At 69.2% G+C, this 26,327-nt stretch carries 25 protein-coding genes and 5 pseudogenes; all 30 read left to right on the top strand.

Annotated elements, in window-relative coordinates; genetic code table 11:
- The coding region (locus ASG00_RS05585; protein ID WP_235559201.1) for a serine/threonine-protein kinase at positions 1–919 on the top strand (919 nt) is incomplete at its 5' end.
- Positions 920–2,392, top strand: a pseudogene (locus ASG00_RS18745) (Ig-like domain-containing protein); the annotation flags it as partial.
- Between the two features lies 1 nt (position 2,393).
- On the top strand, positions 2,394–6,808 hold a 4,415-nt coding region (locus ASG00_RS05580; RefSeq protein WP_442922609.1), incomplete at its 5' end, for an Ig-like domain-containing protein.
- A 47-nt stretch (positions 6,809–6,855) separates the two neighbouring features.
- Complete coding sequence (locus ASG00_RS05575) at positions 6,856–7,821, top strand: AAA family ATPase (RefSeq protein ID WP_045246818.1); 966 nt, start codon at positions 6,856–6,858, stop codon at positions 7,819–7,821.
- Positions 7,818–9,176, top strand: a complete 1,359-nt coding sequence (locus ASG00_RS05570; RefSeq protein ID WP_056207471.1) for a DUF58 domain-containing protein — start codon at positions 7,818–7,820, stop codon at positions 9,174–9,176. The genes ASG00_RS05575 and ASG00_RS05570 overlap by 4 nt, the downstream gene beginning before the upstream one ends.
- The gene (locus ASG00_RS05565; RefSeq protein ID WP_156454734.1) at positions 9,173–11,674 is read left to right on the top strand and encodes a transglutaminase domain-containing protein; all 2,502 of its coding nucleotides are present in this window, start codon (positions 9,173–9,175) and stop codon (positions 11,672–11,674) included. Before ASG00_RS05570 ends, ASG00_RS05565 begins: the two co-directional genes overlap by 4 nt.
- Before the next feature lie 3 nt (positions 11,675–11,677).
- Positions 11,678–13,360 carry a DUF5684 domain-containing protein gene (locus tag ASG00_RS05560; protein WP_056207469.1) on the top strand — a complete coding sequence of 561 codons (1,683 nt, stop codon included), beginning with the start codon at positions 11,678–11,680 and terminating at the stop codon, positions 13,358–13,360.
- A complete protein-coding gene (locus ASG00_RS05555; protein WP_056207467.1) occupies positions 13,357–13,929 on the top strand; it encodes a hypothetical protein in 573 nt (190 codons plus the stop codon). The genes ASG00_RS05560 and ASG00_RS05555 overlap by 4 nt, the downstream gene beginning before the upstream one ends.
- A 290-nt stretch (positions 13,930–14,219) precedes the next feature.
- Positions 14,220–14,588, top strand: coding sequence for a 30S ribosomal protein S12 (rpsL, locus tag ASG00_RS05550; protein WP_045246814.1), 369 nt, complete (start codon positions 14,220–14,222; stop codon positions 14,586–14,588).
- Positions 14,589–14,593: 5 nt separating this feature from the next.
- Positions 14,594–15,064, top strand: a complete 471-nt coding sequence (gene rpsG, locus ASG00_RS05545; protein ID WP_045246813.1) for a 30S ribosomal protein S7 — start codon at positions 14,594–14,596, stop codon at positions 15,062–15,064.
- Between the two features lie 81 nt (positions 15,065–15,145).
- Positions 15,146–17,260 carry an elongation factor G gene (gene fusA, locus ASG00_RS05540; protein WP_056207465.1) on the top strand — a complete coding sequence of 705 codons (2,115 nt, stop codon included), beginning with the start codon at positions 15,146–15,148 and terminating at the stop codon, positions 17,258–17,260.
- A gap of 105 nt (positions 17,261–17,365) precedes the next feature.
- Positions 17,366–18,559 (top strand): elongation factor Tu, encoded by a 1,194-nt coding sequence (gene tuf / locus ASG00_RS05535; protein ID WP_045246811.1) that lies wholly within the window; start codon positions 17,366–17,368, stop codon positions 18,557–18,559.
- 449 nt (positions 18,560–19,008) lie between these two features.
- Positions 19,009–19,317, top strand: a complete 309-nt coding sequence (gene rpsJ, locus ASG00_RS05530) for a 30S ribosomal protein S10 (RefSeq protein ID WP_045246810.1) — start codon at positions 19,009–19,011, stop codon at positions 19,315–19,317.
- Between the two features lie 8 nt (positions 19,318–19,325).
- Positions 19,326–19,985, top strand: coding sequence for a 50S ribosomal protein L3 (gene rplC / locus ASG00_RS05525; protein ID WP_056207462.1), 660 nt, complete (start codon positions 19,326–19,328; stop codon positions 19,983–19,985).
- A 4-nt stretch (positions 19,986–19,989) separates the two neighbouring features.
- On the top strand, positions 19,990–20,649 hold the full coding sequence (rplD, locus tag ASG00_RS05520) for a 50S ribosomal protein L4 (RefSeq protein WP_056207460.1): 660 nt from the start codon (positions 19,990–19,992) through the stop codon (positions 20,647–20,649).
- Positions 20,646–20,945, top strand: coding sequence for a 50S ribosomal protein L23 (rplW, locus tag ASG00_RS05515; RefSeq protein ID WP_045246807.1), 300 nt, complete (start codon positions 20,646–20,648; stop codon positions 20,943–20,945). The genes rplD and rplW overlap by 4 nt, the downstream gene beginning before the upstream one ends.
- A gap of 23 nt (positions 20,946–20,968) precedes the next feature.
- Positions 20,969–21,638: pseudogene (gene rplB, locus ASG00_RS05510) on the top strand (50S ribosomal protein L2); the annotation flags it as partial.
- Between the two features lies 1 nt (position 21,639).
- Positions 21,640–21,745 (top strand): annotated as a pseudogene (locus ASG00_RS17165) (50S ribosomal protein L2); the annotation flags it as partial.
- An 11-nt stretch (positions 21,746–21,756) separates the two neighbouring features.
- A complete protein-coding gene (gene rpsS / locus ASG00_RS05505) occupies positions 21,757–22,038 on the top strand; it encodes a 30S ribosomal protein S19 (RefSeq protein ID WP_045246805.1) in 282 nt (93 codons plus the stop codon).
- A 40-nt stretch (positions 22,039–22,078) separates the two neighbouring features.
- A complete protein-coding gene (gene rplV / locus ASG00_RS05500) occupies positions 22,079–22,471 on the top strand; it encodes a 50S ribosomal protein L22 (protein ID WP_045246804.1) in 393 nt (130 codons plus the stop codon).
- A complete protein-coding gene (gene rpsC, locus ASG00_RS05495) occupies positions 22,471–23,232 on the top strand; it encodes a 30S ribosomal protein S3 (RefSeq protein WP_045246803.1) in 762 nt (253 codons plus the stop codon). The genes rplV and rpsC overlap by 1 nt, the downstream gene beginning before the upstream one ends.
- Complete coding sequence (gene rplP / locus ASG00_RS05490; RefSeq protein ID WP_045246802.1) at positions 23,232–23,651, top strand: 50S ribosomal protein L16; 420 nt, start codon at positions 23,232–23,234, stop codon at positions 23,649–23,651. Before rpsC ends, rplP begins: the two co-directional genes overlap by 1 nt.
- Positions 23,651–23,965 (top strand): 50S ribosomal protein L29, encoded by a 315-nt coding sequence (gene rpmC, locus ASG00_RS05485; RefSeq protein WP_045246801.1) that lies wholly within the window; start codon positions 23,651–23,653, stop codon positions 23,963–23,965. The genes rplP and rpmC overlap by 1 nt, the downstream gene beginning before the upstream one ends.
- Positions 23,965–24,291 carry a 30S ribosomal protein S17 gene (gene rpsQ, locus ASG00_RS05480; protein ID WP_045246800.1) on the top strand — a complete coding sequence of 109 codons (327 nt, stop codon included), beginning with the start codon at positions 23,965–23,967 and terminating at the stop codon, positions 24,289–24,291. Before rpmC ends, rpsQ begins: the two co-directional genes overlap by 1 nt.
- 35 nt (positions 24,292–24,326) lie before the next feature.
- Positions 24,327–24,695: a 50S ribosomal protein L14 gene (rplN, locus tag ASG00_RS05475; protein ID WP_045246799.1), complete on the top strand. Its 369-nt coding sequence runs from the start codon at positions 24,327–24,329 to the stop codon at positions 24,693–24,695.
- 2 nt (positions 24,696–24,697) lie between these two features.
- Positions 24,698–24,878, top strand: a pseudogene (locus tag ASG00_RS17160) (50S ribosomal protein L24); the annotation flags it as partial.
- 1 nt (position 24,879) lies between these two features.
- Positions 24,880–24,994: pseudogene (locus ASG00_RS17155) on the top strand (50S ribosomal protein L24); the annotation flags it as partial.
- Positions 24,994–25,584 carry a 50S ribosomal protein L5 gene (gene rplE / locus ASG00_RS05465; protein WP_045246797.1) on the top strand — a complete coding sequence of 197 codons (591 nt, stop codon included), beginning with the start codon at positions 24,994–24,996 and terminating at the stop codon, positions 25,582–25,584. The pseudogene ASG00_RS17155 and the gene rplE, both read left to right, overlap by 1 nt.
- Before the next feature lie 70 nt (positions 25,585–25,654).
- Positions 25,655–26,053, top strand: coding sequence for a 30S ribosomal protein S8 (gene rpsH, locus ASG00_RS05460; protein WP_045246796.1), 399 nt, complete (start codon positions 25,655–25,657; stop codon positions 26,051–26,053).
- A 6-nt stretch (positions 26,054–26,059) separates the two neighbouring features.
- The coding region (locus tag ASG00_RS17150; protein WP_442922608.1) for a 50S ribosomal protein L6 at positions 26,060–26,327 on the top strand (268 nt) is incomplete at its 3' end.

Raw genomic sequence — 26,327 nt, 5'->3', positions numbered from 1 at the left:
CCCCTCGATCGTCACCGTCTACCAGGCCGGCATCTCGGCCGACGGACGCCCGTACATCGTGATGGAGTACTGCCCCGGGTCGCTCGCTCAGCGGTACCGCCTCGAGCGGCTGCCGGTCGACGATGTGCTCGCCACGGGTGTGCGCATGGCGAGCGCCCTCGAGTCGGCGCACCGTGCCGGCCTCATCCACCGCGACGTCAAGCCCAGCAACATCCTCGTGACGACCTTCGGCTCACCGGTGCTCGCCGACTTCGGCATCGCGTCGGCGCTCGCCCGCTCCTCGAGCGAGGAGGTGCTCGCGATGTCGATCCCGTGGAGCGCGCCCGAGGTCGTCGAGGAGCAGAGCAGCGGCACGATCTCGAGCGAGGTGTGGAGTCTCGGCGCCACCGTCTATTCGCTTCTCGCCGGCCACAGCCCGTTCGAACGACGTGAACGCGGGCAGAACTCGAAGGACCAGCTGCGCCGACGCATCGCCCGGGCGAGCTACACCGAGATCGCCCGCACCGACGTGCCCGCCGAGCTGCAGCAGGTGCTGCAGCGGGCGATGAGCCGGGATCCACGGAAGCGGTATCCGACGGCGTTGGCCTTCGCCGAGGCGCTGCGCGAGGTGCAGCGCGACCTCGGCCTGGCTCTGACCCCCCTCGAGGTGGCGCAGGGTGAGTGGGAGCCCGGGGTCGCCGCGGTCGATCTGACGGATGCCACGCTCCGCGGCAGCGTGCGCTCGCACGTCGTCCACGACTCACGCCGCAAGAAGCGGGAGCAGTCCGGTGTGCGCGGGCTCGCGCGCGATGAGGACTCCGACATCTCCGCGCCGACGCGCGGCGGTGCGCGGGTGCCCTGGGTGCTGGCCGGTGTCGCGGCCGCGGCGGTGGCCGCTCTGGTCGTGATGGTCGTGCTCGTCGTGGTCGGAGTGATCTGAGTGCGGCGCGTCGGGATCATCGCCACCGTCTCCGCGGTGGTGGTCGCCGGTCTCGTCGTCGCGCTCGCGGTGGTGTGGCCAGGTCTCGATGCGCAGGAGACGCCGAAGTACGACACCTCGGTGTGGGCGCTGCAGACCGGCGACGGCCGGCGGTACGCGCGGGTGAACACCAGCATCGGAGAGCTCGACACCGTGCGCTCGATCAGCAACCCGAGCGAGGTGGCGCAGGGACCTGACGGGGCGTACCTCTACTCGGACAGCTTCACGAAGCTCACGAAGATCGACCCCGCGCAGCCGGTGAACCTCGACGAGGAGACCCTGCGCGCATCCGACTCGACACCGTCGGGAACGAAGGATGTCGCCACCTCCGGCGACTTCGCGGCCTACCTGACCGACGCGGGCGCCGTGTTCGCGGGCCGGCTGTCCACAGGATCGTCGAGCCTCGTCGACCCGGACGCCGCCACCGACAACGCGCCCCAGTTTGCGGCGGATGCGATCGCGGTCGATGCCCGCGGCCGGCTGTACGCCTATTCGAAGCGCGACAAGCAGGTGCTCGTCTACGACATCGTCACGGGGAAGCAGCTGCGCCGGGACGACGCGAGCGCGATCGATCCGGCGACGCCGCTGATCTCGGCCGCGGGGGACACGTGGGTGCTGGTGGGCGCCGACACCGGCGACGTCCTCGTGCAGGGGCGCGCCGCCGAGAAGATCCCGGTCACCGGCACGGCCGTGGTCGGGGCACCCTCCACCTCCGTGGGTGCGGTCTACGTCGCGTCGGCCTCGGCACTCGTGAGCGTGCCGGTCGACGGGTCGTCCCCGCGGGTCGAGGAGGGGTCCGAAGGAGGCGCGAGCCTCGGTGTTCCGGCGACCCCCGTCGTGCACGACGGCGAGGTCTTCGCGGCGTGGGTCGGCACGGGCGCCGACGGCGGGGTGCTGTGGAGCTCGAAGACCGGTCGCAAGACGCTCGACTACGGCGGATTGAGCCTCCCCAACGACGTGCGCCCGGCGTTCGTGCAGAGCGCGAACGCGGTCATCCTCAACGAGACGCGCTCCGGATGGGTGTGGCTCGTGCCCGACGGCACCCTCGTGACATCCAGCCAGGACTGGTCGCTGGATGATCGCACCGATCCGACGCAGGCGCAGAGCGATCAGCAGCAGCAGGTGGTCATCGACCCGAAGCCGCCGATCGCGGAGCCCGACACGTTCGGGGTGAGAGCGGGCGCTCTCGTGTCGCTGCCGGTCCTCCTGAACGACCACGACCCCAACCAGGACGTGCTGAGCATCGATCCGGCCTCCGTCACCGGACTCGATCCCGGCTTCGGCACCCTCAGCATCACCGACAACCGTCAGCAGTTCGCCGTGCAGGTCGCGCCGGGTGCGAGCGGCACGGCCACGTTCCAGTACGCGGTGAGCGACGGCACGACCTCCGACGGCCTTCTCTCGAAGCCGACGACCGTGACGCTGACCGTCGTGNCCCCGGAGGTCGCGCGAGGGGGCACAGTGACGGTGCCGGTGCTGCCCGGCTGGGTCGACCCCGAGAGCGACCCGGTGTTCCTGCTGAGCGTGCAGAACCCGTCGGGCGTCGGCACCGTCGCGGCATCCCCGTCGGGGGAGGTCGTCTATCAGCACGCCGACGACGGGTCGGGTGGCGAGCAGCAGATCGACCTCATCGTCACCGTGTCGGATACGACCGGCAAGACCGCCGAGCGCACGCTGACGATCAGGGTGACGCCCCAGCCGAAGCTCACCGTGCAGTCGTTCGCGTCGGTCGACGTCGTCGGCGCGGGTACCGAGATCGACGTGGCCCCGCACGTGACGGGTACGGCGGGTTCACTGCACCTCACCTCGGTGCGGGTGCTCGATCAGGCCGCCGCGAGCGCGACGATCGTGGACGGCTCGACCCGTTTCGACTTCTCGGCGCAGGCGGCGGGCACCTATCGCGTCGACTTCACGGTCTCCGATGGGCAATCGGATGCCACGGGCACCGCCAAGATCACCCTGCTCCCCGCCGACGCGCCCGCGCAGCTGGCGACGGCCCCGGTCGTCGCGTTCGTGCATCCGCAGCAGGACGCCACCCTCGACGTGCTGAAAGCCGTCTCGAACCCGACCGGCCGGGTGCTTCTGATCAACGACATCGTCGGCACCGCGGCGTCGGGGGCGAGCCTGTCCGTGGACGGTGTGGGTCAGAGCTACATCCGCGTCTCGGGTACGACGGCGACGGGCGCGTCGGGACTGCTCGGCACCGTCACCTATGCGGTCAGTGACGGCACCGATGACGCGGGCTCCCGCGTCACCGGCACCGCGACGGTCTACCTGCTTCCCGAGGCGCCCGAACTCGCCCCCATCGCCGTCGACGACACCGTCACCGTGCGCGAGGGCACTCAGATCGACATCCCCGTGCTCGACAACGACATCTCGCCGGCCGGAGGGGTGCCGGTGCTCGATCCCTCCTCGGTGCGCTCCTCGACGCCGGATGCGCTCGCCTTCGCCTCGGGAAGCACGCTACGCTACCTCGCCCCGGCCACCCCCGGCGACTACACCGTGGAGTACTCCGACTACACATCGGGCTCGCCGAGGCTGCAGTCCACCGCGACCGTGCACGTGCACGTGCTGTCGAACGACACGAACCGTGCCCCGACCCCGCGCACGCTCGAGGGTCGCGTGCTCGCCGGTCAGTCGGTGCTGATCCCGTTCGACGGGTACGGCATGGACCCCGACGGCGACACCGTCACCCTCACCGGCATCGACGGGCAGCCGCAGAGCGGTGTCGCCACGATCTCGCCCGACGGCGCCTCGATCCTCTACACGTCGGTGTCGGGCTACCGCGGTCAGGTGTCTTTCACCTACGAGGTGACGGACGAGTTCGGCGCGGTCGGCAAGGGCACGGTGCGGGTCGGGGTGCTCGACGACCAGTCGAACCCGAGCCCGGTCACCTTCACCGACTACGTGCAGGTGCAGGCGAGCGAGACCAACAGTGTGCGGGTGAGTCCCCTCGCCAACGACATCGATCCGACGATGCAGGGTCTGACGCTCACCGACGTGCGCCCCGACCTCCCGGCGACTCTCGACGACGGATCTCCCAACCCGCAGTACGAGGCCGAGAAGGCGCGGGTGACCTCGACGACCGACGGCATCGTGGTCATCACGGCCGGCACCGATCCGGGAACCACGTCGTTCCTCTACGACGTGAAGTCGGGGTCCGGCAACACCGGTCGTGGACTCATCGTGGTGCAGGTCATCCGCGATCCCGTGCCGGATTACCCGATCGTCGCCGACACCGTGCTCACTCCCGAGAATCGCGACGACATCGTCGGCGGTGTCGACGTGCTCACGGGCAGGTCGAGCTGGTCGGCGGGCGATGTGTCGTCGCTGACGGTGTCGCTGTGGCATCCCGTCGCGGGCTTCACCGCCGACGGACGCACGATCTCCGGCGCGGTGCCCGAGGCGACCGAGCTGATCCCGTTCGTCGTCACGGGGAAGATCGGCGACACGCAGGTCTCGACGTACGCGTTCCTGCGTGTACCGGGGCGCAACGACATGTCGGTGTCGCTGCAGCCGAGCATCCGGCCGGTGCAGGTCACCGAGCTGGAGTCGGCGGAGTTCGACATGACCGACCTCGTCAGCGCACCGCGCGGGACGACGATCGAGGTCGGCTCGGATGTCTCGGCCTCCGGGGCGCGGCAGGGTGCCCTGTGCTCCGTGGTCTCGGGCACCGTGCTGCGTTACGACGCGAACGCGAACGCCCCCTGGGTCGACGCATGCCGCGTGCCGGTCCGCGTCGTCGGCCAGCAGCAGTGGACCTACCTGTCGGTGCCCATCACCGTCATCCCGCGCGACCCGCAGCCGCAATTGTCCCCGGCCTCGATCACCGTCGGCCCGGGGGAGACCCAGACGTACGACCTCAAGACGATGACGACGTGGCAGCTGCGCCCCGACTGGGAGAACATCCGCTACGCGGTGCAGTACTCCGGGTCGCTGTTCCAGGTCTCGCTCGCGGGCTCGGTGCTCACTGTCACCGGAAACGACCGGGCGCTCCCGGGTGCCCAGGACGCCGTGGTGGTCACCGTCACGAACTACACCTCGGTGCAGCCGGCGCGTCTGATCCTGAGGGTGGGCGCGGCGCCGTCGACGCTGCCCGCGGGCGGCACCGTGGCGCGGCAGTGCTCCCAGGCGAACGGCTCCTCGTGCACGTTCGCGGTCATCGGCGCGAGCGGCGAGGTCAATCCGCTGCCGCGCACGCCGCTGATCGTCGTGGCGGCGCGTCCGGTCGGCGCGTGCGTCGGGGTGAGCTTCCAGGTCGCGTCGCCCACGAGCGTCACCGCCTCGTGGACATCGGATGCCCCGGGCGCGACGTGCACGGCCGCGTTCTCCGTGCAAGATGCGCAGGGCCGCATCACGACCGCCGAGCGCGACGGCACGATCCTGCTCGATCTGCAGGGATACCCCAAGGCTCCCGCGAGCGTGCGACAGACCGACTACGCCGACGGCACCTTGACGCTCCGGGTCGACCCCGGCGCCGCCGCGCTGGCGTACCCGGCGCTGACCGGGTTCGTCGTGCGCTGGCAGGGACAGGTCGTCGCTCAGTGCGCCCCGAACGGTGTCTGCCCCGACATCTCGGCGCCCAACGGCGAGCAACGCACCTACGAAGTCTGGGCGGTCAACGCCGTCGGCGAGTCGCGATCGAGCGTGCGCACCCTGGGCTGGGCGTACGACGCGCCGGCCACGCCGGGTCAGGTCACCGCGACCCCCCTCGTCACCGCCGACGGGTCGGGCAAAGTCGTCGACCTACAGGTGAGCGGGATCGACGCGGCCCAGACGGGCTCGCTGCGCATCCAGAGCGCCGTCGGCGAGACGCGCACCGTGACCATCGCGCCGAACCAGACGAGCGTCTCGGTGTCACGGTTCGTGGTCGGATCGAACACCCAGACCCCGGTGACGGTGACACCTGTCTCGCGCTACTCGCTCCCGCCCGGGCTCGCGGGGTCGACAGCCGGGTCGGCGGCGACGGTGAACACGAACGGCGTGGGTGCGCCGGTGAACGCCGCCCTGGCGCTGCAGGCCACATCGAATGGGAACGGCTCGTCGACGATCCTCGCCACCGGCACGGCCCAGCCCGGCGGCGATGGGTCGCAGCTGCGCTTCGGCGTCGTGCAGGGCACCGGCGGGTGCACGGCATCACAACCTCCCACGAGCGGGTCCGGCACGTATCAGGTCGAGTCGACGGTGCCCGACGGGATCGTGTACACCTTCACGCTCTGCGTGCGGTCGATGATCGGCGGCACGTCCTTCGGGGACGCGGGCGACACCGAGCAGGTGCGCGCCGTGCAGAGCCAGGCCGCCCCGCAGGGCTACACCTTCACGGTCGCCCCCGCACCGCAGGTCTCCGCCAGCACGCCGAACCAGGTGTTCTGGACGATCCAGAGCGCGCCGACCTCGACCGAGCAGCCGCCGACGAACAACCACGCGGAGTTCTCCGGATACCCGACGAACGTCGTCGGCTCCGACCCGGGGATCCGGGTGCGGTACGTGCACAACGACTGGGGCACGACCAGCAACTGGGCCGATGTGACGCCCGCCGCCGGGTCCGCGCCGTACCAGCTGCAGGCGCGGTGGAGCGCCGTCTGCACGACCGGCTCCGATCTGCAGCGCACAGGGGCCTCGTCGAACAGCCGGGCCGCCCTCACGTTCTCCGACGTGCATTACTACCGCAACGGACTGCTCGGACCGGTCGAGCTCACCCCGGACGCGAACGATCCCTGGCTGGTTCCGGCGGGCGCCGACTACGCGACCCTGTCGGTCGCCGTCGACTGGTCGGCGACCGGGTGGAACGTGAACGGCTACTCCACCAGCTTCCGCGTCGACTGCAACCCGCCCAGCGCGGGCGGCTGAGCCGCGGCATCCCTCTGTTCCCCGTCCCCTCACGCAAAGGATTCCCGATGACCCTCACGCAGGAGCAGGCCACCTGGTTCGCGCAGACGTTCGGTCAGATCGCCGACAACGTCGAACGGGCGATCCTCGGCAAGCGGCACATCGTGGAACTGGTGCTCACCTCGATGCTGAGCGACGGGCACGTGCTGCTCGAGGACGTCCCCGGCACCGGCAAGACGTCCCTCGCGCGGGCGCTCGCGCAGTCCGTGCAGGGCACGAACACGCGCATCCAGTTCACCCCCGACCTGCTGCCCGGCGACATCACCGGCATCACCGTGTACGACCAGAAGTCGGGGTCGTTCGAGTTCCACTCCGGGCCGATCTTCGCGAACATCGTGCTCGCCGACGAGATCAACAGGGCGAGCCCCAAGACCCAGTCGGCGCTGCTCGAGGTGATGGAGGAGGGCAAGGTCACCGTCGACGGCGTCTCCCGCGCGGTCGGCGATCCGTTCCTCGTACTCGCGACCCAGAACCCGGTGGAGCAGGCGGGCACCTACCGGCTGCCGGAGGCGCAGCTGGACCGGTTCCTGATGCGCACCTCGCTCGGGTATCCCGACCACGCGGCGACGGTGCGCATCCTCGACGGCGCCGCGGTCGCCACGGCCGATCTCCCTCCGATCGTCACTCCGCAGGCGCTCGCCGGCATGGCCGACCTCGCGTCGCACACCTATGTCGATGCCCTCGTCCTCGACTACATCGCGCGCATCGTCGACGCGACCCGCTCGGCCGACGAGGTGCGCCTCGGGGTGTCGATCCGCGGGGCGCTCGCGCTCACTCGCGCCACCCGCACGCGCGCCGCCTCGCAGGGGCGCACCTACGCCACCCCCGACGACGTGAAGTCCCTCGCGGTCGCGGTGCTCGCCCACCGGCTGATCCTGCACCCGGAGGCCGAGTTCGACGGCGTCACCCAGGAGGCCGTCGTCGGCGAGGTGCTGCTCGACGTCGCGCCTCCCACTCAGCGCGAGACCGCATGACGCTGAACGACTCCCGCGTCGCGCGCACGCAGACCTCGGGGCACACGACCACCGCCCGCACGCAGGTGACCACGGTCGGTGGCCGCCGCATCGTGGGCGCCGTCGTGTGGCTGACCGAGGTGTGGGGCGTGCTGCGGCGGGCGGGTGCGGCCACCGCGGAGTGGCTGCGCGACACGGTGCGCCCGGCGGGTGCGGTGCTGGCGGTCGCCGGCACGGCAGGCCTCGTGCTCGGGCTCGTGTTCGGGTGGGTGGAGGCGATCGTCGCCGGATGCCTCGGACTGCTGCTGCTGGCGATGGCGGTGCCGTTCCTGTTCGGCGGCCGGTCGTACGACGTCGACCTCACGATGACGCATCAGCGCGTGGTGGCGGGGGACGCGGTGGACGGTCGCATCGTGGTGCGAAACGTCGGTCGACGCACCGCCCTTCCGGGTCGTCTCGACGTGCCGGTCGGGCGTGGGCTCATCGAGATCGGGGTACCGCTGCTGCGTCCCGCCCAGCAGGTGGTTCAGCCGGTGGAGATCCCGTCGCTGCGTCGCGGCATTGTGACGGTGGGCCCGGTGACGACCGTACGGGGCGATCCGATCGGGATGCTGCGCCGCGAGCGTGCGTTCGAGGACGTCCACGAGCTGTTCGTGCACCCGCGTACGGCCACGCTCCCGTCGACGAGTGCGGGCCTCATCCGCGACCTCGAGGGTGCCGCGACCCGCCGGCTCGTCGATGCGGACATGTCGTTCCACGCCATCCGCGAGTACACACCGGGCGACTCTCGCCGACAGGTGCATTGGAAGTCGACCGCGAAGACGGGGCGGCTGATGGTGCGCCAGTACGAGGAGTCGCGTCGCTCGCGCATGGCTGTCGTGCTCGCGGTCGCGGCGACAGAGTACGCCGACGCCGACGAGTTCGAACTCGCCGTCTCCTGCGCGGCGTCGCTCGGGCTCCGTGCCGTTCGCGACGCGCGCGAGCTCGACATCCTGGCCGGGTCCGCGATCCCCCGGGTGGTGCGAGGTCGGCTGCGCGCGGTGCAGCACCTGCCGACGATCGCGGCGCGGCCGCTCCTCGACGGTTTCAGCGGCGTCGAAAGGCTGGAGAACACGGTTCCGGTCGACCAGGTGTGCCGGGCCGCCGTCGAGGCGAACGAGCGGCTCTCGGTCGCGTTCCTCGTGCTGGGGTCCACGCTGACCCTCAGTCGGGTGCGGCAGATCGCGCTCGCGTTCCCGGCGGACACCGCGGTGTTCGCCGTCATCTGCGATGAGCGCGCGCATCCGCTCCTGCAGGTGCTCGGCTCTCTCACGGTGCTCACCGTCGGCACCGTCGACGACCTCGCAGGTCTGCTGCTGCGGGGGGCGACGTCGTGAGCGCGGCACGCGGTCGCACCGCGTCGCCCTGGCCGCGGGTGGTGGCCGGGGCATCGTATGTGCTGACGATGGTCGTGCTCGGAACGGTCGCGACCTGGCCGATCTACCGCACCGCGTGGCTGCTCGTCGTCGTCGCGGTCGCGGCGGTCGTGGGTGCGGTGATCGCCGCTGCGGTGACGCGGCGACGACTGCCGTGGTGGGTGGTGGTGCTCGCGCTTCTCGGTGCCGTCGCCGTGCTGGGCGTGCCCGTGACGATGCCGGGGCGCCTGAGCGCGCTCGATCAGCTCGGCGGCGGGTTCGTCGAGCTCGCGCGCGGAGTCGCGCTCGCGTGGAAGGACCTGCTCACGGTCGACCTTCCCGTCGGCGACTACCGCAACCTGCTCGTCCCCGTGTTCGTGACCTTCCTGGTCGCGACGACCCTGGCGCTGCTGGCGGCCTGGCGGGCCGACCGCCGTGCGGTGCTCGCGGTGCCGGCGGCCGTCGCGATGCCCGTGTTCGGTCTGCTCTTCGGCCGCTCCGTGACGAGCGATCCGCTCGTGCTCGGCCCGGTGTCCGTCCCCGCCCCGATCGAGACCTTCGTGGGGGTGGCGACCGTGGTCGCCGCCCTTCTCTGGCTCGCATGGCGGGAGCGGGATCAGCGGCTGCGCCTGCTCGCGGCCGCGGCCGGGGCCAGCGGCATCCGCGCCCGGCGACTGCGCACGGGGTTCTCGGGTGGCCGGCTCGCCCTCGCCGCCGGAATGGTGGTCGTGGCTGTCGTGGTCACGGCGGCGGTCGTACCGTTCGCCGCCCGCGGCCTCGACCGCGAGGTGCTCCGCAGCGCGGTCGGGCCGACGATCGACCTCGCGGCCGAACCGAGCCCGCTCTCCACCTATCGGTCGCTGTTCAGCGACACCCAGGCCGACCTGGTGCTCTTCCAGGTGACGACGACGGGCACCGCGCCCGCTCGAGTGCGGCTTGCGACCCTCGACGTGTACGACGGCGAGATCTACCGTGCCGGTTCCTCCGGTGACGGGCGCTTCGTGCGCGTGCCGTCGAGCCTCGATGCGGGTGCGGGCACCGCGATCGACGCAACCGTGACGATCGGCGGCCTCAGCGGCATCTGGCTGCCGACCCTCGGCCAGGTCTCGTCGGTCGACTTTCAGGGGTCGCGTGCCGCGGCCCTCAGCGACGGCTTCTACTACAACGCCGATGCGCAGGCGGGCGTCGACACCGTGCCGAACGGCCTCGGCGCGGGTGACGTCTATCGCGTGACAGGGGTCGACCCGATCACCCCCGATCTCGCGACCGTGCGGGCTCCGGGAGGCGCGGCCACCTCGGTGACCCTGCCCGACAACCTCACGAAGTGGGTCGAGGTCCACCAGACCGGCACGGGGGGCGAGGCGCTGTCGGGGCTGGTCGCCCTGCTGAGGGCGCGCGGCTATCTCAGCCATGCCCTGTCGGTGTCGACGGGGGAGACCCCGGTGTGGATGGCGGGGCTCGCGGACTACACCTTCCAGCCCAGTGCGGCCGGTCACTCGCTCGCGCGCGTCGACCAGCTCTTCGCGAAGCTGCTCCAACGCGAGGCCGACCCGCAGGCGGCGGCGACCGACAACTACGTCGCAGCCGTCGGCGACGACGAGCAGTTCGCCGTCGCGGTCGCCCTCATCGCGAACAAGCTCGGCTTCCCGGCCCGCGTGGTTCTCGGCGCCCGTCTCAGCTCGGCGGACGCGACGGTGCCCGTGTGCGTGGACGGAGCCTGCCGTGCCGACGACCTGAGCGCCTGGACGGAGGTGCGCGACGACCAGGGGCAGTGGATCGCGGTGGATGCCACCCCGCAGCACGCCCAGTCGCCGAGCCTCGAGGTGACGCGACAGCGCGACCCCGAGAACGTCACCGAGGTGCGTCCCGACTCGGTCGACGAGGTCGCACCGCCGAACCCGGTGCAGCAGGACTCCGATCGGCAGGCTTCGTCGGCGGGTGACTCCGGCTGGGACCTCGCCTGGCTGTGGGCGACGCTGAAGATCGGCGGCCTCGTGCTGCTCGTGCTGCTTGTGCTCGGGGGGCCGTTCCTCCTCGTGGCCGGGGCGAGGTTCTTCCGGCGGCGCTCGCGCCGGCTGCAGGCGGATCCGGCGCAGAAGGTGGCGGGGGGCTGGGATGAGTACGTGGATGCCGCGATCGACGCGGGTCGTGCGCGGCCGGCGAGCCGCACGCGGCGCGAGCTCGCCGCGCTCTACGGCACACCGAGCGGGACGGTGCTCGCCGACGGCGCCGATGAGGCGGTGTTCTCGCCCCGTCCGCCCAGCGCCGAGGAGGCGGACGCGTTCTGGCGCATCGTCGACGTGGAGCGCCGCGGCTTCGCCGGTGGCCAGGGGTTCTGGCGAAAACTCGCCACGGCTCTATCGTTGAGATCATTCGTGCGGTTCGCCGCGCCGAGGTTCACGCGCTCGTCCACCCGATCGGGCGCCCGTGCAGGATCGACCGGAAGGGGGACGCGCCGGACTCGCCGTCCCGCGCGCTAGGACATGTCGAACTCGTCCACTCTGGCCATCGTGCTGGTGCTGTACCTCGTGATCGTTGCGGCCCTGTACGTCTGGGTCGCGTTGTCGCTGTCCGCCGTGTTCCGCAAGGCGGGCTTCGAGAGCTGGCGCGCGTGGGTGCCGGTGTTCAACATCGCGAGCCTCCTGCAGCTCGGCGGGCTCTCGCCGTGGCTGGTGCTGCTGGGGCTCGTGCCGGTGTTCGGCTGGCTCTTCCTCTGGGTCGTCGTGGTCGTCGCGGCGCACCGCGTCAACCAGGGTTTCGGGCTCGGCAGCGGGTTGACCGTGCTCGCGGCGCTGCTCTTTCCGGTGTGGGCGACCGTCGTCGGATTCGGCTCCGCTCGATGGATAGCGGGTCCGGTCGCCGGTCCCGTCCGCTCATCGCTGCGGGCGCCTGCACGCGTGTCGTCGCCGATGGATGCCGCGGCGCCCGCGTCGTCCGCCGCGCCGCTGCCGTCTCCGGCAGACCTCGCGGTCGCCGACGATGCCGCCCGTCCCGCATCGACCGGTGCGGCGCCTGCCGCGCCGCTTCCCCCCGCGGCCGCGACTGCCGCTTCCGCGCCGACGCCGGCCGCCGCCGCGGCGGCGCCTGCCGCGTGGACTCCGCCGACGACGCCGCCTGCGGCGCCCGCGTCCTCCGCCCCTGCGGTCGCCGAGACCCCGTGGCAGGCGCCCGCCGCGCCGTCCCCCGCGCCGGGCTCGTCGATCTTCGCGGACCTGTGGCCGGAGGAGGACAGCGAGCGGTTCGACCGACCCACCCCGGAGTCCCCGGCCCCCGCGTCAGCGGCACCGACACCGCCGGCTGAGGTGCCGGTGGATGCGAACGGTTTCCCTGCCCGCCCCGTCTTCGGGGACGGCCGTGACGAGATCGACGAGCTGAGCGCGGGCATCTCGTTCCGCTCGGTGCCCTCGGCTCCGGTGTCGTCGGTCCCGCCCGCCGATCGTGGCGACGCACTGGTCCCGCCGATGCGTTCCGACGAGCCCGTCGCCGACAACGAGACGGTCGATCTCTCCGATGCGGCCTCGGGTGCGCGCCGGGCCTCCGCCGCCGTCGACGATCCCGCGAGTCCCGTGCCGTGGCGCGCCCCCGAGGCGACCGGCGGCCTCTCCGACACGACGGATGCCCCGTCTCTCACCCGTTCGCCGGCGCGGGGGGCGTGGCAGCCCCCGATCGTCGACCCGGTGTTCCCTGAGATCACGGGCGAGGTCTCGGCGGTGGCCGGAGCGCCCGTCGCCGGGGTGCCGCGTTCGGCGGCCGGCGCGGTCTCGGCGCAGTGGCATGCCGAGGACGACCTCGAGGACGGGGCCGACGCGACGGTGATCGCCCGGCGGAGGAAGGTGCGCTGGTCGCTTGCCACCGCCCGGAACGCGAGCGTGGAACTGACCGCCGACGTCGTCATCGTGGGGCGCCGCCCCGCCGCCGATCCCGCGCATCCCGGTGCGCAGCTCGTGCCGCTCAGCGATGACACCCGGACGGTGTCCAAGACCCATGCGCTTCTGCGCCTGCTGGGCGACCGGTGGTACATCACCGATCTGCACTCGACGAACGGCGTGCTGTTCTCCACCGTCATGGGCACCGACGTCGAGATCGAGCCGGGGGTCGAGGCGGAGGCAGGTGACCGGTTCTTCCTCGGCGACGTCGAGGTGCGGCTGAACCGGGTCGAGGGGTGAGCGATCCGCTCGACGATCGCACCGAGCTCAGCGCTCGGCGGGTCGATCCGGCCGACGATCGCACCCAGGTGAGTGCTCGGCGGGCCGACCCTGTCGACGATCGCACCGAGCTCAGCGCTCGGCGGGCCGACCCTGCCGGCGACCGCACCGAGGCGAGTGCGAGGCGGACCGCGGCATCCGTCGCCGGAGTCCAGCCGCCGGTCGCGCACGCATCCGAGGAGGCGACCGCGGTCTCGGCCCGTCGGCTGCCCGACGATGCCACGGCACCTCGGGTCTCGCGGCGAGCCGCCCCGCCCGTGCCCGGCGCTCCCGACGCGCTGTTCCCCGCACGTGAGGGTCGCGCGCCGGCCGCGGATCCGCCGATCTATCGCCCGCGTCCGCCCGCCGCGGTGTTCGCCGAGCGGGCCCCCGCGCCGGTGCGCCCCGCGCAGCATCGGGTGGACGGGGCATCCGTCATCGCGGCTCGTCGTCGTGCCGCACGCAGGCGCCTCGCCGTGCTGATCATCGCCGCCGCGGGCCTCGCGGTGCTCGGGGTGACGGTGGCCGTGCTGCTGCTCGTGTTCCGGTGATCCCGCGCGTTTGACCGACCCCGAAAATCCCGCGTATCATTGATCGGGTGTGCGCCCATGCGCGCCCTGTGCTGTGCCCCGGTGCAACGCAGGCGTTCATCGCCCACACATCTCAGGGAAGGGCCTGCGAACAGGTCACCCCCACGGCATATCCATCACAGAACGCGGTCCAGTCATTCTGCGCCGCCGATGGATCCACGTGAGCCCGGAGCGACACGGAACGCAAAGAACCGTGACGAGCCGGGGGAGACACGAACGCTGTCACCGTGCAGCACAAACAAGGAGAGAACGTGCCAACCATTCAGCAGTTGGTTCGCAAGGGCCGGTCGCCGAAGGTCTCCAAGACCAAGGCTCCCGCACTGAAGTCGAACCCGCAGCAGGCGGGCGTCTGCACCCGCGTGTACACGACGACCCCGAAGAAGCCGAACTCGGCGATGCGCAAGGTCGCCCGTGTGAAGCTCCGCAACGGCGTCGAGGTCACCGCCTACATCCCCGGTGAGGGCCACAACCTGCAGGAGCACTCGCTCGTGCTCGTGCGCGGCGGCCGTGTGAAGGACCTTCCCGGTGTCCGCTACAAGATCGTCCGCGGCGCGCTCGACACGCAGGCCGTGAAGAACCGCAAGCAGGCCCGTAGCCGCTACGGCGCGAAGAAGGGTTGAGTTAGATGCCTCGTAAGGGTCCCGCCCCTCGCCGCCCCGTCGTCAACGACCCGGTCTACGGCGCTCCGATCGTCACCCAGCTCGTCAACAAGATCCTTGTCGACGGCAAGAAGTCCCTCGCCGAGTCGATCGTCTACGGCGCCCTCGCCGGCGTCGAGTCGAAGAACGGCCAGGACGCGGTCACCACGCTCAAGAAGGCGCTCGACAACGTGCGCCCCACCCTCGAGGTCAAGAGCCGCCGCGTCGGCGGCTCGACCTACCAGGTTCCCGTCGAGGTCAAGGCGCACCGCGCCAACACCCTCGCGCTGCGCTGGCTCGTGAGCTACGCGAAGGGTCGTCGTGAGAAGACGATGACCGAGCGTCTGCAGAACGAGATCCTCGACGCGTCGAACGGTCTCGGTGCCGCGGTCAAGCGCCGTGAGGACACCCACAAGATGGCCGAGTCGAACCGCGCCTTCGCGCACTACCGCTGGTAACAGCCCCCTGCCGGCTCCGGAGCCTCGTGCCCCGGAGCCGGCACCCCCGCGACATCCCTCCCTCTACGTAAGGAAGAACCCGTGGCACAAGAAGTGCTCACCGACCTCACGAAGGTCCGCAACTTCGGCATCATGGCGCACATCGATGCCGGAAAGACGACGACGACCGAGCGCATCCTCTTCTACACGGGCATCACCCACAAGATCGGCGAAGTGCACGACGGTGCGGCGACGATGGACTGGATGGCCCAGGAGCAGGAGCGCGGCATCACGATCACGTCGGCCGCGACCACGTGCTTCTGGAACGGCATCCAGCTCAACATCATCGACACCCCCGGTCACGTGGACTTCACGGTCGAGGTCGAGCGCAACCTTCGCGTGCTCGACGGCGCCGTCGCCGTCTTCGACGGCAAGGAGGGCGTGGAGCCCCAGTCCGAGACCGTGTGGCGCCAGGCCGACAAGTACGACGTCCCCCGCATCTGCTTCGTCAACAAGATGGACAAGCTCGGCGCGGACTTCTACTTCACCGTCGAGACCATCGTGAAGCGCCTGGGCGCGAAGCCGCTCGTGCTGCAGCTTCCGATCGGTGCCGAGTCCGACTTCCTCGGTGTCATCGACCTCGTCGAGATGCGCGCCCTGGTGTGGCCGGGCGACGCCAAGGGTGACGTGACCATGGGCGCCAAGTACGAGGTGCAGGAGATCCCCGCCGACCTCGCCGACAAGGCCGCCGAGTACCGCGAGAAGCTGCTCGAGACCGTCGCCGAGAGCGACGAGGCCCTCCTCGAGAAGTACTTCGGCGGTGAGGAGCTCACGGTCGACGAGATCAAGGGCGCCATCCGCAAGCTCACGATCGCCAGCGAGCTCTACCCGGTGCTCTGCGGCTCGGCGTTCAAGAACCGCGGCGTGCAGCCGATGCTCGACGCGGTCGTGGACTACCTCCCGTCGCCGCTCGACATGCCGGCCGTCGAGGCTCACGACCCGAAGGACGAGGAGAAGGTGATCCTGCGTCACGCCGACGCCACGGAGCCCTTCGCCGCTCTTGCGTTCAAGATCATGACGCACCCCTTCTTCGGTCGACTCACCTACATCCGCGTCTACTCGGGCGGACTCGACTCCGGCGCCCAGGTCATCAACTCGACCAAGGGCAAGAAGGAGCGCATCGGGAAGATCTTCCAGATGCACGCCAACAAGGAGAACCCGGTCGACTCGGTCACCGCCGGTCACATCTACGCGGTCATCGGCCTCAAGGACACCACCACCGGTGACACCCTGAGCGACCCGAGCCAGCAGGTCGTGCTCGAGTCGATGACCTTCCCCGACCCGGTGCTCGAGGTGGCCATCGAGCCGAAGACCAAGGCCGACCAGGAGAAGCTGGGTCTTGCGATCCAGAAGCTCGCCGAAGAGGACCCGACGTTCCGCGTCGAGCAGAACTCGGAGACCGGCCAGACCGTCATCAAGGGCATGGGCGAGCTGCACCTCGACATCCTGGTCGACCGCATGAAGCGCGAGTTCAAGGTCGAGGCCAACGTCGGCAAGCCGCAGGTCGCCTACCGCGAGACCATCCGCAAGGAGGTTGAGCGTCACGACTACACCCACAAGAAGCAGACGGGTGGCTCGGGCCAGTTCGCGAAGATCCAGTTCAAGCTGGAGCCTCTCGAGGTCACGGCCGAGCAGACGTACGAGTTCGTCAACGCCGTCACCGGTGGACGCATCCCGCGCGAGTACATCCCGTCGGTCGACGCCGGTTTCCAGGACGCCATGAACGTCGGCGTGCTCGCCGGCTACCCGATGGTCGGTGTCAAGGCGACCCTCACCGACGGTGCGGCGCACGACGTCGACTCGTCGGAGATGGCGTTCAAGATCGCCGGCTCGATGGGCTTCAAGGAGGCCGCCCGCAAGGCCAACCCGGTTCTTCTCGAGCCGGTCATGGCCGTCGAGGTGCGTACCCCCGAGGAGTACATGGGTGACGTCATCGGCGACCTGAACTCCCGCCGCGGACAGATCCAGTCGATGGAGGATGCCTCGGGCGTCAAGGTCGTGCGTGCCCAGGTGCCGCTGTCCGAGATGTTCGGCTACATCGGCGACCTGCGCTCGAAGACCTCGGGTCGCGCCGTCTACTCGATGGTGTTCGACAGCTACGCCGAGGTCCCGCGCGCCGTCGCGGACGAGATCATCCAGAAGAACAAGGGCGAGTGATCGCCCGGATGTCGCGGGCGCTGCGGTGCCCGCGGCATCCCTTCCGGATCCCACAACTTCACATGAACNCCGGGGCATCTACACGACCGTCCTGAGGAGGACCCAGTGGCTAAGGCCAAGTTCGAGCGGACCAAGCCGCACGTGAACATCGGAACGATCGGTCACGTCGACCACGGCAAGACCACGCTCACCGCCGCAATCTCGAAGGTGCTCGCCGACAAGTACCCGTCGGCCACCAACGTGCAGCGCGACTTCGCGTCGATCGACTCGGCTCCCGAGGAGCGTCAGCGCGGTATCACGATCAACATCTCGCACGTCGAGTACGAGACCCCGAAGCGTCACTACGCTCACGTCGACGCCCCGGGTCACGCCGACTACATCAAGAACATGATCACCGGTGCCGCCCAGATGGACGGCGCGATCCTCGTGGTCGCCGCCACCGACGGCCCGATGGCTCAGACCCGCGAGCACGTGCTGCTCGCCAAGCAGGTCGGCGTGCCCTACCTGCTGGTCGCGCTCAACAAGAGCGACATGGTCGACGACGAGGAGATCCTGGAGCTCGTCGAGCTCGAGGTTCGCGAGCTGCTGTCGTCGCAGGACTTCGACGGTGACAACGCTCCGGTCGTCCGCGTCTCGGGCCTGAAGGCTCTCGAGGGCGACGCCGAGTGGACCGAGAAGATCATCGAGCTCATGGACGCTGTCGACGAGTCGATCCCGGACCCGGTGCGCGACAAGGACAAGCCGTTCCTCATGCCGATCGAGGACGTGTTCACGATCACCGGTCGTGGCACCGTCGTCACCGGCCGTGCCGAGCGTGGCACGCTCGCGATCAACTCCGAGGTCGAGATCGTGGGTCTGCGCCCGACGCAGAAGACGATCGTCACGGGTATCGAGATGTTCCACAAGCAGCTCGACGAGGCCTGGGCCGGCGAGAACTGTGGTCTGCTCCTGCGCGGCACCAAGCGTGACGACGTCGAGCGCGGCCAGGTCGTCGTGAAGCCCGGTTCGGTCACCCCGCACACGAACTTCGAGGGCACCGCGTACATCCTGTCCAAGGACGAGGGTGGCCGCCACAACCCGTTCTTCACGAACTACCGCCCGCAGTTCTACTTCCGCACCACCGACGTGACCGGCGTCATCACGCTGCCCGAGGGCACCGAGATGGTCATGCCCGGTGACACCACCGACATGACGGTCGAGCTGATCCAGCCCATCGCCATGGAAGAGGGCCTCGGCTACGCGATCCGTGAGGGTGGCCGCACCGTCGGCGCCGGCACGGTGACGAAGATCATCAAGTAATCACTGCGCTTCCTGCGACGGGGTCGGGCCTTCGGGTCCGGCCCCGTCGTCGTTGTAGCGGGCGGATGCCGCGGAACGACGCGGATGCCGCGACACGCCCGGGTTTGCGACACGCCCGGGCTGCACGTACACTAGTGAGGTTCCACATTCCGGGGCTGTTGTCGCGCGTGAGCGCGGTTCCTCCGGATCACTGCCAGGGCAGTGCATAGGCAGCGCGACAGCGCGGGTCTAGGCCGCGGGCAGCAGAACATCCCACCAAACTCCACGATCCGGAAACGGTCGGCGCACGCGTGCGTGCGGAGAGCGGTGGCCGGGTGGACACATCCGGTATGACACCAGAACAGCGGTGCAGGATCCGCGAGAGCGGAAGAAGTGCCATGGCGCGCGAGCGCCACCGTGCGTCCGATGCGTTCACGACGTAAGACGCGAGAAAGAGAGTGAGCAGACAAATGGCGGGACAGAAGATCCGCATTCGCCTGAAGTCGTACGATCACGCGGGCCTCGACAGCTCCGCGCGCAAGATCGTCGACACCGTGACCCGTGCCGGCGCGACCGTGGTGGGCCCCGTGCCCCTGCCGACCGAGAAGAACGTCGTGGTCGTCATCCGGTCGCCCCACAAGTACAAGGACAGCCGCGAGCACTTCGAGATGCGCACCCACAAGCGCCTCATCGACATCATCGACCCGACGCCCAAGGCCGTCGACTCGCTGATGCGTCTCGACCTCCCGGCCGATGTCAACATCGAGATCAAGCTCTGAGGCCCACGATGACTGACATCAACTCCAAGGTTTCGAAGGGTCTGCTGGGAACCAAGCTCGGCATGACCCAGGTCTGGAACGAGAACGGCAAGCTCGTTCCCGTCACCGTCATCCAGGTGACGCCCAACGTCGTGACGCAGATCCGCACCGTCGAGAAGGACGGCTACAACGCCGTTCAGATCGCCGCGGGCCAGATCGACCCCCGCAAGGTCACCAAGCCCCTCGAGGGCCACTTCGAGGCAGCCGGCGTCACGCCGCGCCGCCACGTGACCGAGATCCGCACCGCCGACGCCTCCGACTACTCACTCGGTCAGGAACTGACGGCTGAGGGCGTGTTCGAGTCGGGCCAGCTGGTCGACGTCGTCGGCACCAGCAAGGGCAAGGGCACCGCCGGTGTCATGAAGCGCCACAACTTCAAGGGTGTCTCCGCGTCGCACGGTGCGCACCGCAACCACCGCAAGCCCGGTTCGATCGGCGCCTCGTCGACCCCGAGCCGCGTCTTCAAGGGCATGCGCATGGCCGGCCGTATGGGTGGCGAGCGCGTGACCGTCCTCAACCTCACGGTGCACGCCGTCGACGCCGAGAAGGGTCTGCTGCTCGTCAAGGGCGCCGTCCCCGGTGCCCGCGGCCGCCTCGTGTACGTCCGCAACGCAGTGAAGGGGGCCTGAGTCCATGTCTGACACGACTCTCGCGCTCGACGTCCACAGCGCCGCCGGCAAGAAGGCCGGCTCGGTGGAGCTTCCCGCCGCGCTCTTCGACGTCAAGACCAACGTCCCGCTCATCCACCAGGTCGTCGTGGCGCAGCTCGCCGCGGCTCGCCAGGGCACCCACTCGACCAAGCGTCGCGGTGAGGTCTCCGGTGCCGGCCGCAAGCCCTTCAAGCAGAAGGGCACGGGTAACGCCCGTCAGGGTTCGATCCGCGCGCCGCACATGACCGGTGGTGGCATCGTCCACGGCCCGAAGCCGCGCGACTACTCGCAGCGCACCCCCAAGAAGATGATCGCCGCCGCGCTCCTCGGTGCGCTGAGCGACCGCGCTCGCGGCGAGCGTCTTCACATCGTCGACTCGTTCGCGATCGACGGTGCACCTTCGACGAAGGCTGCGGCTGCGGTTCTCACCGCTCTCGCGCCGACGAAGAACGTGCTCGTCGTCGTCGAGCGCGATGACGAGCTCACGCTCAAGAGCGTGCGCAACATCTCGTACGTGCACGTGCTCTCGTTCGACCAGCTGAACGCCTACGACGTTCTGGTCTCCGACGACATCGTGTTCACCAAGGCCGCCTACGACGCGTTCGTCGCGGCGAAGACGGCCACTGAGGAGGTCTCCGCATGAGCACCGTCGGCAAGGACCCGCGCGACATCATCCTGAAGCCGGTCGTCTCCGAGAAGAGCTACGGGCTCATCGACGAGGGCAAGTACACGTTCCTCGTGGACCCGCGCTCGAACAAGACCGAGATCAAGCTCGCGATCGAGAAGATCTTCGGCGTCCAGGTGGCGTCGGTCAACACGATCAACCGCACGGGCAAGGCCCGTCGCACCCGCTTCGGCGTGGGCAAGCGCAAGGACACCAAGCGCGCCATCGTCACGCTCAAGTCGGGCACCATCGACATCTTCACGAGCGTCGGCTGACGTCGGGATAGAGGACTAGAGAAATGGCTATTCGCAAGTACAAGCCCACGACCCCCGGTCGTCGCGGCTCGTCGGTCGCCGACTTCGCCGAGATCACGCGTTCGACGCCGGAGAAGTCGCTGCTGCGCCCGCTCGCCAAGACCGGTGGCCGCAACAACCAGGGCCGCATCACCACCCGTCACATCGGTGGTGGCCACAAGCGTCAGTACCGCGTCATCGACTTCCGTCGCAACGACAAGGACGGCATCAACGCGAAGGTCGCTCACATCGAGTACGACCCCAACCGCACCGCGCGCATCGCGCTCCTGCACTACGTCGACGGCGAGAAGCGTTACATCCTCGCCCCGAACAAGCTGCAGCAGGGCGACGTGATCGAGTCCGGTCCCGCGGCCGACATCAAGCCCGGCAACAACCTGCCGCTGCGCAACATCCCCACCGGTACCGTCGTGCACGCCATCGAGCTGCGCCCGGGCGGCGGCGCGAAGCTCGCCCGCTCGGCCGGCGCCGGTGTGCGTCTCGTCGCGAAGGACGGCCCCTACGCCCAGCTGCGTCTCCCCTCGGGTGAGATCCGCAACGTCGACGCGCGCTGCCGCGCCACGATCGGCGAGGTCGGCAACGCCGAGCAGTCGAACATCAACTGGGGCAAGGCGGGCCGCAAGCGCTGGCTCGGCGTGCGTCCCACCGTCCGTGGTGNCCCCGTCACGCCGTGGGGTCAGGCGGAGGGTCGTACCCGTCACGCCAACAAGGAAAGCGACAAGTACATCGTCCGCCGTCGCACCGCCGGCAAGAAGCGCAAGTAGGAGTCAAGAAGATGCCACGCAGTCTGAAGAAGGGCCCCTTCGTCGACGAGCACCTGCTTCGCAAGGTTGTCTCGCAGAACGAGGCGGGTTCGAAGAACGTCATCAAGACCTGGTCGCGTCGCTCGATGATCATCCCGGCCATGCTCGGGCACACGATCGCCGTGCACGACGGTCGCAAGCACATCCCCGTGTTCGTGACCGAGACCATGGTCGGCCACAAGCTGGGCGAGTTCGCGCCCACCCGCACCTTCCGCGGCCACGAGAAGGACGACAAGAAGGGTCGCCGCCGCTGACGCGGGGGCGCTCCTGGAGAGAGAAAGAGGAGGAGAGAACATGGTGGAATCCATCGCACGCGTGAAGCACATCCGCGTGACCCCTCAGAAGGCTCGTCGTGTCGTCGCGCTTATCAAGGGCAAGCAGGCCGGTGAGGCCCTCGCCATCCTGAAGTTCGCGCCGCAGAGTGCGTCCGAGCCGATCTACAAGCTCGTCGCCTCGGCTGTCGCGAACGCTCGCGTGAAGGCCGACCAGCTCAACGAGTACCTGGACGAGCAGGACCTGTACGTGAAGAACGCGTACGTCGACGAGGGCACGACGCTCAAGCGTTTCCAGGCCCGCGCGCAGGGCCGTGCCTTCCAGATCAAGAAGCGCACGAGCCACATCACGGTCGTGCTCTCGACCCCCGAGGTCGCCGAGACCTCGGCCGCTGCGAAGAAGGCGAGCAAGTAATGGGACAGAAGGTCAACCCGTACGGCTTCCGCCTCGGCATCACCACCGACCACGTGTCGCGGTGGTTCTCCGACTCGACGAAGCCGGGTCAGCGTTACGCCGACTACGTGGCCGAGGACATCAAGATCCGCAAGCTGCTCCTCACGAGCCTCGACCGTGCCGGTGTGAGCAACATCGAGATCGAGCGCACCCGTGACCGCGTGCGCGTCGACATCCACACCGCCCGCCCGGGCATCGTGATCGGTCGCCGCGGCGCCGAGGCCGAGCGCATCCGTGCCGACCTCGAGAAGCTCACCGGCAAGCAGATCCAGCTCAACATCCTCGAGGTCAAGAACCCCGAGGCCGACGCCCAGCTCGTCGCTCAGGGCATCGCCGAGCAGCTCTCGGCTCGTGTGGCGTTCCGTCGCGCGATGCGCAAGGGTCTGCAGGGCGCCCAGCGCGCCGGCGCCAAGGGCATCCGGATCCAGGTCTCGGGCCGCCTCGGCGGCGCGGAGATGAGCCGGTCGGAGTTCTACCGCGAGGGTCGTGTGCCGCTGCACACGCTGCGCGCGAACATCGACTACGGCTTCTACGAGGCCAAGACCACGTTCGGCCGCATCGGTGTGAAGGTCTGGATCTACAAGGGCGATCTCACCAACAAGGAACTCGCTCGCGAGCAGGCGAACGCGCCGAAGTCCCCCCGTGGTCGCGATGACCGCGGCGGCGACCGTCGTCGCGGTCCCCGCAACGAGGCCCCCGTGGCAGAAGGAGCGTCGGCATAATGCTCATCCCCCGCAAGGTCAAGTACCGCAAGCAGCACCACCCGGGGCGCGATGGCCAGGCGACCGGCGGCACGAAGGTGTCGTTCGGTGAGTTCGGCATCCAGGCTCTGACCCCCGCCTACGTGACCAACCGTCAGATCGAGTCCGCTCGTATCGCGATGACCCGTCACATCAAGCGTGGCGGCAAGGTGTGGATCAACATCTACCCCGACCGTCCGCTCACCAAGAAGCCGGCCGAAACCCGCATGGGTTCCGGTAAGGGTTCGCCGGAGTGGTGGGTCGCCAACGTCAAGCCGGGCCGTGTCCTCTTCGAGGTCGCCGGCGTCAACGAGCAGCTCGCTCGCGAGGCCCTCCAGCGGGCCATCCACAAGCTGCCTCTCAAGGCACGAATCATCAAGCGCGAGGAGGGCGACGCGTAATGGCTGTCGGCACCAAGCAGCTCGCCCCGAGCGAGCTCGACACGTTCGAGAACGAGCGCCTCGTTGAGGAGCTCCGCAAGGCCAAGGAGGAGCTGTTCAACTTGCGCTTCCAGTCGGCCACCGGCCAGCTCGAGAGCCACGGCCGCATCCGCGCCGTGAAGCGCGACATCGCCCGCATCTACACCGTGATCCGCGAGCGCGAGCTCGGTATCCGTGCCACCCCGGTGGCCGCGGCTCCGGCGAAGAAGGCCAGCAAGAGCAAGGCGAAGAAGACCGAGGATGCCCCGGCTCCCGCCGAAGGAGAGGCTGAGTGATGGCCACCACGAAGAAGACCGCTGAGGCGACCGAGGTCGTCGAGCACGGCGCCCACGATGTCCGCGAGGAGGGCGCGCGCGGTTACCGCAAGGCCCGCCGCGGTTACGTCGTCAGCGACAAGATGGACAAGACGATCGTCGTCGAGGTCGAGGACCGCGTGAAGCACCCGCTCTACGGCAAGGTCATCCGCCGCACCTCGAAGGTCAAGGCGCACGACGAGGCGAACTCCGCCGGCATCGGCGACCTGGTCCTCATCAACGAGACCCGTCCGCTCAGCGCCACCAAGCGCTGGCGCCTGGTCGAGATCCTCGAGAAGGCCAAGTAAGCCCTCGCGGCTGCTTGGAACCCAAGGAGTAAGAAGTGATTCAGAACGAGTCCCGCCTCAAGGTCGCCGACAACACCGGCGCCAAGGAGCTGCTGACGATTCGTGTGCTGGGCGGCTCCAACCGGCGTTACGCGGGCCTGGGCGACGTGATCGTCGCCACGGTCAAGGACGCGATCCCCGGTGGAAACGTCAAGAAGGGCGACGTGGTCAAGGCCGTCGTCGTCCGCACCGTCAAGCAGACCCGTCGTCCCGACGGTTCGTACATCAAGTTCGACGAGAACGCCGCCGTGATCCTGAAGAACGACGGGGAGCCCCGCGGCACCCGCATCTTCGGCCCGGTCGGTCGTGAGCTTCGTGACAAGAAGTTCATGAAGATCGTCTCGCTCGCCCCGGAGGTCATCTGATCATGGCGAACATCAAGAAGGGCGACCTGGTTCAGGTCATCTCGGGCGCTAAGCCCGAGCGCGGCGGAGACCGCGGCAAGCAGGGCAAGGTCCTCGAGGTCCTCGTCGAGCAGAACCGCGTCATCGTCGAAGGCGTGAACTACGTCACCAAGCACACCCGCGTCGGCCAGACCGACCGCGGCANCCCCTCGACCAAGAAGCCGACCCGCGTGGGCCACCGCGTGGAGGAGAAGGTCAAGGACGGCGTGAAGCGCACCGTGCGCGTCCGCTACGCGAAGAAGTCAGGTAAGGACCTCTGATGAGCACCGCTACTGCCGCGGCGGCTGGCAAGATCCAGCCCCGCCTGAAGCAGATCTACAAGAACGAGATCCAGAAGAAGCTGCAGGAAGAGTTCCAGTACGCGAACGTCATGCAGATTCCCGGCCTCGTGAAGGTCGTCGTCAACACCGGTGTCGGTGAGGCGGCTCGTGACAGCAAGGTGATCGATGGTGCGGTCGACGACCTCACCAAGATCACCGGTCAGAAGCCGATCGTCACCAAGGCCCGCAAGTCCATCGCGCAGTTCAAGCTGCGCGAGGGCCAGGCCATCGGTGCCCACGTCACCCTGCGCGGCGACCGCGCGTGGGAGTTCATCGACCGCCTGGTGAACCTCGCCCTGCCCCGCATCCGCGACTTCCGTGGCCTCTCGGACAAGCAGTTCGACGGTCACGGCAACTACACGTTCGGTCTGCAGGAGCAGTCGGTCTTCCACGAGATCAACCAGGACCGCATCGACCGCGTGCGTGGTTTCGACATCACGATCGTCACCACCGCATCCACCGACGACGAGGGCCGTGCGCTCCTGCGTCACCTCGGCTTCCCGTTCCGCGGAGCGGACGCCCAGGCGTAACACCCATCCACCACAGGTCGAGTGCCGTGTACGGCTCCTCGAAACCTGGTGAACAAAGGAAACAACACTCATGACGATGACAGACCCGGTCGCAGACCTGCTGACCCGTCTGCGCAACGCGAACTCGGCTCACCACGACGCCGTCTCGCTGCCGAGCTCGAAGCTCAAGACGCACATCGCCGAGATCCTCAAGCAGGAGGGCTACATCTCGGACTGGGGCGTCGCTGAGGCTCGCGTGGGCCAGACCCTCACCCTCACGCTGAAGTACGGCCCGAACCGCGAGCGGTCGATCGCCGGCATCAAGCGCGTGTCGAAGCCCGGCCTGCGCGTGTACGCCAAGTCGACCGAGCTTCCCAAGGTGCTCGGCGGACTCGGCGTCGCCATCCTGTCCACCTCCTCGGGCCTCCTCACGGACCGCCAGGCTGAGCAGAAGGGCGTGGGTGGGGAAGTCCTCGCCTACGTGTGGTGACCTGACATGTCTCGTATCGGACGTCTTCCCATCGACATCCCCGCCGGCGTCACTGTGACCGTCGAGGGCCAGGATGTCGCGGTCAAGGGCCCCAAGGGCGAGCTCACGCTCGCCGTGGCCCGCCCCATCGAGGTCAAGGTCGAGGAGAACCAGGTTCTCGTCACCCGCCCCGATGACGAGCGCGAGTCGCGGTCGCTCCACGGCCTGACCCGCACGCTCATCAACAACAACATCGTCGGCGTGACCCAGGGCTACTCCAAGGGCCTCGAGGTCG

The sequence above is a fragment of the Microbacterium sp. Leaf351 genome (assembly GCF_001423825.1).
Classification (GTDB): domain Bacteria; phylum Actinomycetota; class Actinomycetes; order Actinomycetales; family Microbacteriaceae; genus Microbacterium; species Microbacterium ginsengisoli.
Note: the sequence above shows the minus strand (reverse complement) of the source record. Positions and strands in the feature narration are given on the sequence as shown.